At 53.1% G+C, this 13,799-nt stretch carries 11 protein-coding genes; all 11 read left to right on the top strand.

Features of this window, described 5'->3' with window-relative positions; translation table 11 throughout:
* Positions 1-163: 163 nt before the first annotated feature.
* The 11 genes from Q2B33_RS00760 (at position 164) to Q2B33_RS00710 (ending at position 13,772) form a co-directional block, all read left to right on the top strand.
* A complete protein-coding gene (locus Q2B33_RS00760) occupies positions 164-1,291 on the top strand; it encodes an ROK family transcriptional regulator (protein ID WP_300567149.1) in 1,128 nt (375 codons plus the stop codon).
* A 490-nt stretch (positions 1,292-1,781) separates the two neighbouring features.
* Complete coding sequence (locus Q2B33_RS00755) at positions 1,782-2,861, top strand: alcohol dehydrogenase catalytic domain-containing protein (protein WP_300567146.1); 1,080 nt, start codon at positions 1,782-1,784, stop codon at positions 2,859-2,861.
* A gap of 194 nt (positions 2,862-3,055) precedes the next feature.
* Positions 3,056-3,922, top strand: a complete 867-nt coding sequence (locus tag Q2B33_RS00750; protein WP_300567143.1) for a sugar phosphate isomerase/epimerase — start codon at positions 3,056-3,058, stop codon at positions 3,920-3,922.
* Positions 3,923-4,314: 392 nt separating this feature from the next.
* Positions 4,315-6,363 (top strand): DUF4965 domain-containing protein, encoded by a 2,049-nt coding sequence (locus tag Q2B33_RS00745; protein WP_300567141.1) that lies wholly within the window; start codon positions 4,315-4,317, stop codon positions 6,361-6,363.
* An 82-nt stretch (positions 6,364-6,445) separates the two neighbouring features.
* Positions 6,446-6,796: a hypothetical protein gene (locus Q2B33_RS00740; RefSeq protein ID WP_300567138.1), complete on the top strand. Its 351-nt coding sequence runs from the start codon at positions 6,446-6,448 to the stop codon at positions 6,794-6,796.
* 51 nt (positions 6,797-6,847) lie between these two features.
* Positions 6,848-7,915 (top strand): glycoside hydrolase family 172 protein, encoded by a 1,068-nt coding sequence (locus Q2B33_RS00735; RefSeq protein ID WP_296460774.1) that lies wholly within the window; start codon positions 6,848-6,850, stop codon positions 7,913-7,915.
* Between the two features lie 278 nt (positions 7,916-8,193).
* The gene (locus Q2B33_RS00730) at positions 8,194-9,966 is read left to right on the top strand and encodes an alpha-galactosidase (RefSeq protein WP_300567134.1); all 1,773 of its coding nucleotides are present in this window, start codon (positions 8,194-8,196) and stop codon (positions 9,964-9,966) included.
* A gap of 280 nt (positions 9,967-10,246) precedes the next feature.
* Positions 10,247-11,308: an SIS domain-containing protein gene (locus Q2B33_RS00725; protein ID WP_300766564.1), complete on the top strand. Its 1,062-nt coding sequence runs from the start codon at positions 10,247-10,249 to the stop codon at positions 11,306-11,308.
* 109 nt (positions 11,309-11,417) lie between these two features.
* On the top strand, positions 11,418-12,395 hold the full coding sequence (locus Q2B33_RS00720) for a sugar ABC transporter permease (RefSeq protein WP_300567128.1): 978 nt from the start codon (positions 11,418-11,420) through the stop codon (positions 12,393-12,395).
* Between the two features lie 18 nt (positions 12,396-12,413).
* Positions 12,414-13,316: a carbohydrate ABC transporter permease gene (locus Q2B33_RS00715; protein WP_296460760.1), complete on the top strand. Its 903-nt coding sequence runs from the start codon at positions 12,414-12,416 to the stop codon at positions 13,314-13,316.
* 87 nt (positions 13,317-13,403) lie between these two features.
* Positions 13,404-13,772, top strand: coding sequence for a hypothetical protein (locus tag Q2B33_RS00710; RefSeq protein WP_300913827.1), 369 nt, complete (start codon positions 13,404-13,406; stop codon positions 13,770-13,772).
* Positions 13,773-13,799: the final 27 nt, after the last annotated feature.

Below are 13,799 nucleotides of genomic sequence, written 5' to 3'. Positions count from 1 at the left end.
AATCAAGCCTTTTTGAGCGCCCGGATTGATTTATCGGCACCATGATGTTATACTTAAATCCTCCCGGCATATCGTGGATTCGGCGGCCGGCCCTCTGCGCCAGCGTCCTCCCTTACCGGCATTCTTCGATAGCCCGGCAATCTCAGACAAAGGCGGATGGTTTATGTCCAATAAGAGACCCCTGAACGTGGAAATCAAGAAAATCAACAAGACCAGCATCTACCAGAGATTCCTGTCCGGCGGCATGCTGACCAGGCAGGAGCTGGCGGCGGATCTGCAGTTGTGCATCCCCACTGTGGCCAAGAACATTGACGAGCTCTTAGATGCGGGTCTGATCGCCCAGTCCGGCTCCAGGGGCAACACAGGAGGGCGCAACGCGGTGGCCTATTCCCTGGTAAGCAATGCCAGAGCCGCCATCGGCATAGAGATTACCAGCAACCACATCTCCATGGCCGCCCTTGACCTCCTGGGGAACATCGTCACAACCTCTCGCGTCCGGGCTGCCTTCTCCAGCAGCGAGGCTTATTATAAAAACCTGGGCAGCCTGTTCCGGGAGCTGGTGGAAAAGGCCGGACTCACAGGCGAGCAGATACTGGGCGTGGGCGTAGGGCTGCCCGCGCTGGTGGACATCGACCGCAGGACCATCCTTTTCAGCAAGATCATCGACCTGGAGAGCAATGTCTATGAACAGATTTCCGCCAACATCCCATACCCCGTGGAGCTGTTCAACGATGCCAACGCGGCTGCCTACACGGAGATCTGGAAGGATCCCGACAGGAGGAACGCTTTCTACCTCATGCTGAGCAACAACATCGGCGGGTGCTTCGTCCTGGACGACACCGTATACCCGGGCGCCACCCAGAAGGCCGGGGAGGTGGGGCATATGACCCTGATTCCCGACGGCCAGAAATGCTACTGCGGCCAGAAGGGCTGCGTGGAGAACTATCTCACGGCGGAGAATCTGTCCAGCCTTGCGGAGGGGAGCCTACAGGATTTCTTCGCGGGGCTGGAGAACGGGAACCGGGAATTCGTCCGGGCCTGGGACAAATACCTGGGGTATCTGGCCCTGACGGTGAATACCGTCCACGCTCTGCTGGACTGCGACATCGTGCTGGGGGGATATGTAGGGGGATACCTGGATGCCTATCTGGAGGATCTGCGGGAGAGGGTGGCGGCATTGAATTCCTTTGGCGATGGCGGCGGATATCTGAGGACATGCGTCTATAAGAAGACGGCAATTGCGTCAGGGGCAGCCCTGAACTTCATCGCAGCGTTCAATGCTGAAATTTGAGGGCTTTACACTTCCTGAAAAATCTGTTATGCTGAAATTGTAACCGGAAGAGACAGCATATAAAAGAGGGCTATGTTTGCGGTGTTTCAGAAAGAGGGTGCTTGCATGCCAAATGCAGCAGATATTATTAAAGACTGTGTGACTGAGTTTTCGAGGTTGCAGGATTGGATGTTACCGATCAAGGACGTGGCGCCGGACACATATGACTCAATGTATAAGCGTTACCTGGAATTGAAGGTTACGTTATCAAGTTTGGGCGTAAATCTCACAGAGCTCGACAGGGTAAAAGGATAGTATCCTACTTGCGTAGGAATCAAAATTCCATAGAGAATAGTTAAGGTGGAAAGCTCTTTTCAGGCAGAGCGTTCCGCCTTTTTCTTTTAGGAAAAACTATTGACAAATCCCCCTATGCTTTATATAATTACATTACATAAAGCGATTCTATTATTAAAACCAATCGCAAAAATGCGATACGGATAGGAGGGAGAACATGAACGGAACATTACCGAAGACGATGAAAGCATTGGTGGCCTATGACAAAGGCGACTACCGCTTTGAGGCCCAATACCCCGTCCCTGAATGTGGCGATGACGAAATTGTCATCAAGACAGAGGGCTGCGGCATCTGCGCGGGGGACCTGAAGTGCTATCACGGCAACTCCACCTGGGGAGACGAGACCCACGCAAAATGGGTGCGCCCTCCCTTCATCCCGGGACACGAATTCCTGGGCCATGTGGCGGCCAGGGGAAAGAATGTCACAGCCTACGAAATCGGCGACCGCGTCATCGCGGACCAAATCATCCCCTGCGGCGAATGCAGGTTCTGCCGGACAGGACGCTACTGGATGTGCGAGCCCCACGCCATCTTCGGCTTCCAGAAGGAGAACAACGGCGGCATGGCGGAGTACGTGCGCTTCCCGAAGAACGCTGTGGTCCACAGGGTGCCGGAGGAGATGACCCTGGAACAGGCTTTGATGATCGAGCCCTATAGCTGCTCCAAGCATGCGGTAGACCGGGCGGACATCAGCATCGAGGACGTGGTGGTCATATCCGGCGCGGGCACTCTGGGTCTGGGGATGATCACCTACGCCAGACAGATGAACCCGGCCAGGCTGATAGCCCTGGACATGATGGACGAACGCCTGCAGAAGGCGAAGGAATTCGGTGCGGACATTGTGATAAATCCCGGGAAGGAAGACGCCCTTCAAATCATAAGAGATATGACGGAAGGCTACGGCTGCGACATCTACATAGAGGCCACAGGCCATCCCTCCAGCGTGGTCCAGGGCCTACAGATGGTACGGCGGCTGGGCCGGTTCGTAGAGTTCGGCGTGTTCGCCCAGCAGACCACCGTGGACTGGACGCTGATCGGGGACAACAAGGAGCTGGACGTGCTGGGATCCCACTTAAGCCCTTACTGCTACCCCTATGTCATCGAGAACATCGCAAATGGGAAGCTGAAGACCGAGGGCATCGTCAAGACCTTCTTCCGGCTGGAGGAGTGGGAAAAGGCTTTCGATTACGCCACCGGAAAATACGGCGACTTCAAAATCGCTTTCAGATTCGACTGATTCGTGTGCAGACTGAATCGTGTGCGACAGATTTCGGGCCGCCGGGAGGCACACGCCCCCCTGGGACATCAGGTAAAAGTTCCGGGCCACACGGCCGCACAGGCTTCCTGAGCAGTACGGGGACAGCCTGCGTCCGCCGAAAGCGTGAGGGCGGCGGCCTCTTGACGCGGAACCAAGTATAGGAGCGAAAGAGTATGAAATATGGAATTTATTACGCCTACTGGGAGACCCAGTGGGAGGCGGATTATGTCCCCTATGTGGACAAGGTGGCACGTCTGGGCTTCGATGCGCTGGAAATCGGTGCTAAGCCCCTGCCGGACTATTCAAAGGCCCAGATCGTGGCTCTGCGGGAGCGCGCAAAGGCCCGGGGAATCACCCTGACTGCCGGATACGGCCCGTCCTTCGACCATAATATCGGTTCATCAGATAAGAAAATACGGGAAAACGCCACAGGGTGGTTCAGGCACCTCTTCGACGTCATGGGGCAGTTGGAAATCCGCCATCTGGGCGGCGCGCTGTATTCCTATTGGCCCATCGACTTCACAAAGCCGGTATGCAAGGAAGAGGACTGGAAATACAGCGTGGAGGGGATGCGTATCATGGCGGACCTGGCGAAGCCCTATGGCATCCAGCTTGGGATGGAGGTGCTGAACCGCTTTGAGAACCATCTGCTGAATACGGCCGAAGAGGGTGTCCGTTTCGTAAAGGAAGTGGACAAGGAGAACGTAAGGCTAATGCTGGACACCTTCCACATGAACATCGAGGAGGACGACATGGCGGGCGCAATCCGTACAGCCGGGGACCTGCTGTGCCACTTCCATACGGGAGAGTGTAACCGGAAGGTGCCCGGACAGGGCCGCATGCCTTGGAAGGAAATCGGAGAGGCCTTAAGGGAGGTGGGATTCGACGGCTATGCTGTCATGGAGCCTTTCGTGCGCAGAGGCGGGCAGATTGAGCGGGACATCCACATCTGGAGGGAGCTCAGGGCAGGCATCACGGGGGAGATGCTGGATCAGGAGGCGCGGGAGGCTTTGCTCTTCGAGAAAGGGATGTTCGAATAGCCGAAGACCGTGCTTTTTCCCCTCGGATTTGGATGGCTGGAGCTATAAGAAGGGCGGTATATGGTGTTCTTTCGGAGCAGGACCATCTGCTGACAGGGGCTATCTATCCCCGACAATGCTCGATAGATTCCTGAGAATTGTCGGGGGATTTTTATGGCCTGTATGAGAAGAAATATTTAGGCCTAATTAACAACATGAGAAGAAAACTTTCTTGACAGAATGACAAAATTAAAGTATACTTATTTTGAAATAGTCAAACCTTATTATTAAGAAGCGACTCTAAGGCTTATAAATGGACAATCCCAAGGAGACCTTCGCCGCGTCCATGGCCAGCGCGTACTGTTTTACTTGCTGCCCCCGGCATAAGGATTTTTTGAGAGAAAGGAGAGCTTATGGAACAGAACAGTAGAAAAGAGGGCATCCGCAGGATAGCTTTGGGACGTCTTCCTGCAGTCCCGTTGATTACCTGCGACCCCTATTTCAGCCTCTGGTCAGGAAGCGATTGCCTGACAGGGACGGACGCCATGCACTGGACAGGACGGCGCAAGCGGGTGGCCGGGACTGCCAGGATTGATGGCCGGGAATACCGCTTCATGGGACTGGGCGAAGCCGAGGCCATGGAGCAGACAGCCCTTTCCGTGACCGCCCTGCACAGCGTCTACCGCTTTCAGGACGCAGGGGTGGAGCTTGCCGTGGATTTCTGGACACCGCTGCTTTTAGAGGATTTGGACATATTGTCCAGGCCCTGCTCCTATGTGGACATGGCAGTCCGGTCTATGGACGGGAAGAGCCATATGGTGGAGGTGGTCCTGGAGTTTGATGGAGAGCTTTGTTGCGACAAAGGACAGACCGGAAAGATAGGAGGAGGCTGCTACGCACCCGCCGACAGCCGGATTGCATGGATGGGACTCAGGGAGCAAAGCCCCCTGGGATATAGCGGTGACAGCGTGACCATCGACTGGGGCTATCTCTATCTGGCTGCGGCGGAGGCGGAGCCGCTGGAGGTGGTTTATGCGCAGGATGCCCACGGCCTCCGGGCTAAGGCGCAGCTCCAGGCAAAACCGGGAAGCTGGGAGAAGGTTTCCCTCGTAGCCGCCTATGACGACATTGCGTCCATCCAATATTTCGGCAGGATGCTTCCCGGCTACTGGGCCAGAAATGGAAAGAACATCCACGACATGATTTCCGAAGCCCTGGAAGAACACGACAGCCTGCTGCGCAGATGCGAGGCCTTCGAGACGGCTATGGAGCGGGATGCCATGGAATTCAGCCCCTCCTATACGAAAATATGCATTGCCGCCTACCGTCAGTCCATAGCGGCTCACAAGCTCATCGCGGATGAGGACGGGAATCCTGTCTTCATTTCCAAGGAATGCCATTCCAACGGCTGCGCTGCCACCGTGGACGTGACCTATCCGTCGGCTCCATTGTTTTTCCTGTACAATCCGGAGCTGGTGCGTGGCATGATGCGCCCGGTGTTCAGGTTCGCGAAGCTGCCCATATGGAACTTTGACTTTGCACCCCACGATGCAGGGCGCTATCCTCATGTCACCGGCCAGGTATACGGGTATCGTCAGAAGCCCGGCTCAATCCAGTATCTGGAAGGCGAAGCGGAACCGGACGGACACCGCTATCCCATGCTCTGGCAGATGCCGACCTGTGCCGATATCTATGATTTGCGATATCAGATGCCGATAGAGGAGTGCGGTAACATGCTGATTCTGGAGGCTGCCCTGGCAAGGCTCGATTCCGAAAGGGCAAAGGAAGAACTACAGCAGCAGCTTCCGCTTTTCGAGACCTGGGCAGAATACCTGCTGCAAAATGGCGCAAATCCCGGCCAGCAGCTTTGTACTGACGACTATGCGGGCCATATAGACCATAATATCAATCTGGCCATGAAAGCTGTCATGGGGGTAGAGGCCTATGCCATCCTTCTGGAGACCGCCCAGCGGACAGACCAGGCAGACCTCTTTCATGAAAAAGCCCGGGAAATGGCCAGGGATGTCTATACCCGGGCCCTTGGCACGGACCATACGAAATTCACCTTCGATGCCGAGGAGGAGAGCTGGAGCCTGAAATACAATGCTGTCTGGGACTTAGCTTTCGGGACGAAGCTTTGGGACGAAGATTTCTATCAGCAGGAAATAGCGCTGTACCACCGGAAACGCAATGCCTACGGCGTTCCCCTGTATTCTATAGAAAGCTACACGAAAAGCGACTGGATGATATGGGCCGCTTCGCTGGACGGCACAGGAAGGACAGTGGAGGAGTTTTCCGGGGATATTCTGCGGTTCCTGGAGGAAAGCCCTGACAGGGTTCCCTTTACCGACTGGTATATGACGGAAGAAGCAAGACAGTGTCCCCTGTGCTCCTTCCAGAACAGAACCGTGCAGGGAGCAATGTTCATGCCATTGCTTTTGAAGCGCATGACCACAAGGTGACCGGAGCCGAACCACTATAGTGCAGGGAACCATATTACTATAACTGAGGAAGAGCGTACATTATGAGAGGGAGGAATGGGATATGACACCAAAGAAAAGGATGCTTGCAGCGTTAAACTGTCAACAGCCCGAGGATGAGATTCCTTTCTGGGAACTGGAATTCCATCTGTTTCAGGAGATGTTCGGCAGGGAACCGGTTCTTGGGTTTGCGTTTGATAAGCTCAGTGAGGCCGAAAAGGAAAGGGCAATCTGTTACAATGCCGATCTCCTGATTGAGGCCGCGGAGACGCTGGGGCATTGCGCAATCCGCTGCATTCCCGGATATTGGGAGGTAGCCCCCGATGATCCGGCTTATCTGTGGATCTTCAAGGGAATTCCGGCAGAGAATTACCAGGCTATGGTGGATGCGCGGCGGAAGTACGGCCGTCTTTAAGGGCCCCAAACTTCGTGTTTTTTAGGCAATTGATGAAAAAGGAGGACGAAAATGCTGGATTTATCAACACTATATCAGGTAACGGATGTAAAATCCCGTTCCATCAGCGCCGAGAACTTCACGGGAGAGCCGGGAAAGGGCGGGATGTGCCCGCTGGAGCAAGGGGTTTCCGGCAGCGAGGCCAGGGATCTGGGGCTAGGCTGGAAGGTGAACCCCTTTATCTTCCTGGAGCCGAAAAGCACCTTTGAGATTGCGAACATCGACGGTCCCGGCATCATACGCCACATCTGGCTGACACCGCAGAACCGCTGGAGGGACACGATTCTGCGCATCTACTGGGATGGCCAGGAGAACCCTTCCGTGGAATGCCCTATAGGGGATTTCTTCTGTATGGGCTGGAACGAATACTTCCAGATCAATTCCCTGGCTGTGTGCGTCAATCCGGGATGCGCTTTCAACTGCTATTGGCAGATGCCCTTCCGAAGCAACTGCCGCATGACCTTGGAGAATCTGTCGAATAAGAGGGATGTGATTTTCTACCAGATTGACTACACCTTACAGTCACTGCCGGAGGAAATCGCCTATTTCCATGCCCAGTTCCGCAGGGTGAACCCGCTGCCCTACAAGGAAGTCTATACCATCGTGGACGGCATTGAGGGTAAGGGACAGTATGTGGGCACCTACATGGCCTGGGGCGTGAACAACAACCAGTGGTGGGGAGAGGGCGAGATAAAATTCTACATGGACGGCGACACGGACTACCCCACCATCTGCGGCACAGGGACGGAGGATTACTTCTGCGGGTCCTATGATTTCGAAGACCCCTTTACCCATGACAGGTATGTCCCTTACAGCACACCTTATGCAGGGCTGCAGGTAGTGACCCCGGATAAGCTCTACAGGAGCCAGTTCCGCTTCGGCATGTACCGCTGGCATATTCCGGACCCTATCCATTTCGAGAACAGCCTTAGGGTGACGATCCAGGCGCTGGGGTGGAGAAGCGAGGGGCGCTATCTGCCGCTGCAGGACGACATCGCCTCTGTGGCCTACTGGTATCAGACCCTGCCCACCGTGAAATTCCCGCCTCTGCCGGACAGGGATTATCTGGAGGTCATCTGAATACACATGATTCCATATATGGAGAGGAGGAAGCCGGTTTTCAAATAGATGGCTGCCTTTTCTATCGGCAAGGTCGATTCAATCATAGGAAAGGATAATACATGGAAACTAATTATATAGCGCAACATATCAGAAAGAATCTGCTGGAAGGCTCAAAATCTGCTGAAGGGCGTTTTGCGCGGATTTGCTATGGTGGCCAGGAAATCCTGTTTTATCGTCCTGAAGACCTTGCGGAATCCTTCTGTATCCGAAAAGGCGGCATGGAGTTCACGATATGTATGAAGAAATATCCCGAGTTCGGAGCCGTGGACTGGCAGATGACGGCAACGAATCATTCGGATGAGCCCAGCAGATTCCTTACGGAGCTGGACATCGCTTATCTTGGGATTCCCCTGCCGCCGCAGGAGCCCCTTATTCATAAGGGAATCCTGGGGGACAGCTGCACAGGGGAAAGTTTTCTCCCCTTTACCAACAATGTGGAAATCGGGGATTCCATATCCATCAGGCCGAAGAACGGAAAATCCTCCCAAGGCGCGTTTCCCTTTTTCGATATCTGTGGCCCCCATGACGGCCTGATCTGTGGCATAGGCTGGAGCGGGACATGGTTTTATGAACTGTCCAGAGATAAAGATGGTTTCATCTTGAAATCCGGATTGCCGGACGTGCATTTTTATGTGGAACCACATGAAAGCCTGCGGTTTCCAAGGATATTGCTCATGGCATATGAGGGAAACGCCGTGGCAGCGCACAATCGCTTCCGGCGGCTGATGAAAGAGTATTTCAGCCCGAAGAGAAGATTCGGCGACCAAATGAAGATGCCCATGGCCCTTCAGAACTTCGACCGCTACAGCTATAAGATTCCTCAGTGGAATACGACGAGCGGCCAGATGCAGGAGATAGATTACGCTGAAAGATGCGCATATTTTGACGTTTATTGGATGGATGCCGCCTGGTTTGCCGGAGGCTTCCCGAAAGGGGTGGGCAATTACTCTTTCAGGGAGGGTCTGGACGGGCTTTCAGGCATCTCGAAATACGCCCATGAAAAAGGGCTCCGCACCATGGTATGGTTTGAGCCTGAACGGGTATACCGGGGTACGGAGACAGCCAGAGAGCACCCGGAATTCCTGCTCCGGGGTGAACCGGGGGAGGAGGATGCCCAGGGCTTCTGCATGGACGGAATCGACCCCATGGGCTGCGCGGGGATGCTGTTGGACCTGTCGAACCCGGAAGCCGTGGACTGGATTACAGAGCTTGTGGCCGGCTTTATCGAAGAGAACCGGATTGACATATATCGACAGGACTTCAATCTCTATCCGGATACTTACTGGGCAAAAAAGGATTCCGCGGATCGGAAGGGGATTACCGAAATAAAGTATATGGAAGGCCTGTACCGGTTCTGGGATACTCTCCTGGAACGCTTCCCCCATCTGCTGATCGACAATTGCGCCAGCGGTGGTAACAGGATTGATTTGGAATCCTGTGCCCGAAGCGTATTCTGCTGGAGGAGCGATACGGGCTGCTATCCGGCCTCGGAATCCATGAAGACAGCATTGTGGAACCAGAATCAGAACCTGGGGCTTTCCGGCTATATGGTTTACCACGCAATCGCGTCATGGGATGCTGCCGCATATGACATGCGGTCTGCCATGAGCAATGGATTTGCTGGTTCCTTTGATGTCCGTGACGAGGCATGTGATTTTGAGAGAATCCATGCGGCTCTCGCGGAATATAAAAGGCTAAGGGGGTATTGGGAAGAGGATTTCTACCCATTGTCAACTGCAGACCTGCGGGAAGACCACTGGGGCATGTGCCAGTTCGGAAGTCAGGACAGCGGCGTGCTCCTTGCCTTCCGCCGGGAAGAGGAGAAAGAGGAGAAGCATACTGTCGCACTGCGGGGACTGGACATGGACAGCGATTACCTGCTCCGGATATCGGACGAGGATTATCATATGACGGAAAGGATAGTCGGCGGAAGCACCTTGGCCGCGGGATACGCCTTTGAGCTGAAGCGGCCCAGGAGCAGCCTGGCTGTGGAATACATCCGACAATAAAATTACAGGAAAATCATTCCAATCAAACAATCATCCAGCGAAAAGCTGTTGCTTCATATGGGCAGCAGCTTTTTGCACCCTTGTCAATCCATTTTCGTTTGGTAAAATTCCACAAAAAATCAGTGGGAATATTGGACAATCTTGATATTGCAAGATTAATAAAAATACCTTATTATCTATAGTAAATAAAGAATATTTTCTTCATAATGCAATAGCATGAAGTATAAAACTTTCAATGTTCCGGTTTTAAAATTTTGGAAAAGAGCAAAGGAGAATGAGAATGAAATACAAAGCGGTTTCCTTTATGGATGAAATCCGCCAGCAGCCCGTTGTGCTGCGGGAATTCATAGAGCAGGCATTTGGGGAGCGGGAGCTGCGGCGTTCGCTGGCAGAGCTAATGCGCGATAGGCAGAACCCCCACATCATTCTCACAGGGATGGGAAGTTCCCTGTTCGCCTGCTATATCACCATGAAATTCCTGCAGGATCACGGCTTTCATGCATCCACTATAGAGTCCTTTGAACTGCAGTCCAGAGAGGAATGCTTTTACACACAGGAAACCATAGTGATAGCGGTATCCCAGTCAGGGGAGAGCCCCGAGGTGCTGGATCTTCTGGACAAGCTTCCCGCTTTCGTGCCGGTGGTGTCCGTGACCAATTATCCGAACAGCCATCTCCACACCATGACCAAGCTGGCCTGCGGCATCTATGCAGGTACGGAATACCTCACTTCCACGAAGACCTATACGAATACGCTGGCTGCCATGATGCTGCTGGCCTACCGGCTGACCGGATGTGGCGAGGAAGAAATGGAGGCGCTGCGCAGTCGGCTGGAGAAATGCGCCGACAGGATAGAGTGCATGATTTCGGACAAAAGTCTGGGACATGATGTCTCTGAGTTCATATCCGATATCGAATTCTTGATTTGCATCGGTTCCGGATATTCCTATACCACAGCCTGCCACAGCGAAATCGTGGCGGAGGAGGCCGGAAAGTTCTATTCATCCCGATTCACGGCGGCACAGTTCATCCATGGCCCCATCGAACTGATTCGGCCCGGATTCGGCGTGCTGGTCTACGATTTTGACAGAAGATACAACGCCAAGTGCGATGAGGTGAGGGAGAATGTGCTTCAGTATGGCGGGAAGGTGCTGCTGATTACAAACCGCACCGATGTGGTAAGCCGTGAGAACCAGCTGGTTTGCCATATCGGACATGAGGATTCGGCCACGGCCACATTGCTCGAAATCATCCCCCTGGAGCTTGGCATCGAAAGCCTCTGCAATTCCAGAGGAGTGGCTGCCGGTCAGCTTTCCCGGGTAGTGAAGCGGATTGCCAGTTGACGGAAGCATCCGCAATGCATGAAAAGTAAGTATATGAGGATTATATGGGTTAAGAGAAACGGCTATGCGGCTCACAGAGCTACAGAAAAACAACGGAAAGGAACAGATTATGGCTGACAAAGGTATCGTGAACACCAGTACCACCAAAAGCAGGAAACAAGGCAGCAACAGTAAGAAAAAGGGAACGCTGCTGCTCAGAATCTGGAAAGCGAGATGGTTATATCTGCTGGCGCTTCCCTTTCTGGTCTGGCTCATCGTTTTCTGCTATGGCCCTATGTACGGCGTCCTGATGGCGTTCGAGGACTACAAAGCGAGCCTGGGAGTGCTGGGGAGCGAATGGGTGGGGCTGAAGCATTTCAGGCGAATCTTCATCATACCGGCCGCAAAGCGCGCCATTACGAACACTCTGGTCATCAGCATCAGCAGACTGATTTTCGAATTTCCCGCTCCAATCATCCTGGCGGTATTGATTACGGAAATGCGGGGGACTAAGCTGAAAAAGGTATATCAGACGATTTTCACCTTTCCCCATTTCCTATCCTGGATCGTAGTCTCCGCCATACTGGGCAACTTCCTGTCCAGCAACGGTGCAATCAATGTAATGCTGGCGAACCTTGGCATCGAGAAGATGAACTTCCTGGGGAATGTCCCTTTGTTTCGCCCTATGCTCTATGCCACTTCCATCTGGAAGGGAGTCGGCTGGTCGGCGATCATCTACATGGCCGCGTTAGCCGGCATCGATCCCACTCTCTATGAGGCTGCGGATATCGATGGCGCTACCAGACTGCAGCGCATCCGATATGTGATGCTGCCTGGCATCAAATCAACCATCATAATCATGTTCATCCTGGCAGTAGGGGGAGTGATGGATGCCGGATTCGACCAGATATTCAATATGCGGAATGCCATTGTAACTGAAACGGCGCAGATTCTGGACACCTACATCTACGATATCACTTTTGCATCCACTCCAAACTATGGATTTTCCACGGCAGTAGGCCTGTTCAAGGCTGTAATTAATTTCATGCTGCTGGTTCTCGCGAACACTGTAGTGGGCAAGATTAGCGGAGAGAGGCTGATTCAGTAGAACAGGAGGAAGCGAAGGATGGCAAAGATGAAAAAAACAGCGACAAAGAAAAAGAAATGGCACAATACGGAAATCATTGCAATGATAGTACTGACGCTGCTGGCGATATTGATTGTGGTTCCCTTCTGGAACGCAATCGTGATTTCCTTCGAGAGCTCAGCGGAATATACCAAGCATCCCTTTTCCTGGCTGCCGCGGAAATTTACACTGGAAAATTATAAATATCTGCTCGGTAGGGGGAGCGCCCTTTTGTCAGCCTATCGGTCTACTATACTGCTCACGATAGGCGGGACGGCTGCCGGAATGGCAGTGTCCACCATGGTAGCCTATGCATATTCCAGGGATTTCCCCGGCAGAAAGCTGTTCTTCCGGATGATGATCCTCACCATGTTTCTGGGCGGTGGCGTAATCCCTACCTATATGTTGATTCGGAATCTGGGGCTGCTGGATACCTATACTGGAATCGTGCTGCTTGGCCTGGCCTCCTCCTATAACATCATCATCATGAAGAACGGCTTTGAATCGATTCCCATGGATTTACAGGATGCCGCCATGATTGACGGGGCTTCGGAAATCACGATTTTCGTAAAGATTATGCTTCCCTTACAGAAGCCGCTGCTCGCTACATTCTCTCTGTTTACAGCGGTGGGGTACTGGAATACATGGTATTGGCCGCTTTTGCTTTTGAACAGTGGGAAAAAGAGCGTGCTCCAGTTGTTCCTGCGGTCTATCATCAGCAACGCCTCTCGGTCGAACATGGCGGCTAAGACATTATCTTCCGCAGCACGTCAGACCAACCTTTTTTCAGAGGGCATCCAGATGGCATCCGTGTTCGCAGTCATGCTGCCCATCATGGTGGTCTATCCGTTCCTCCAGAAATACTTCGTGAAAGGTGTCCTGATAGGTGCGGTAAAAATGTAGGGAATATGGAATCATACCCTGTAGAAGCAGGTTTGAGATAAACAGCATCAGACACAATTAAGGTAAACAAAGACAGGAGGAAAACACATGAAAAGACAAGTGGCGTTACTGTTATGCGGAATGCTTGTGATTTCGGCATTGGCAGGTTGCGGGGACAAGCAGGATGATGCAGGTTCGGACAGCCGGACAAAGGTGGAGAGCAGCCAGGAAAACAGCGCAGGGGAAGAGAAGAGCTCTGAAGGAGGAGAGGCCAGCTCAGATGAGGCGGGTGGGCATGCAGCCTATGAGGAGACAATACCGTTCACCTATACATCCAGTTTCAGCGTCAATATGATGGGCTCCGGGGTTGACTATACGCAGGATTCTCTTTATCAGTATATTGTTGACAGATTCAACATCGAGCCGGAAATGTGGGCCTGCGAGGGAAGCGAGGCCAGCGAGAAAATCCAGACATAGATCAATACGGGCTCTATGCCAGATTCT

It is taken from the genome of uncultured Acetatifactor sp., assembly GCF_948601915.1.
Lineage (GTDB): Bacteria > Bacillota > Clostridia > Lachnospirales > Lachnospiraceae > Acetatifactor.
Note: the sequence above shows the minus strand (reverse complement) of the source record. Positions and strands in the feature narration are given on the sequence as shown.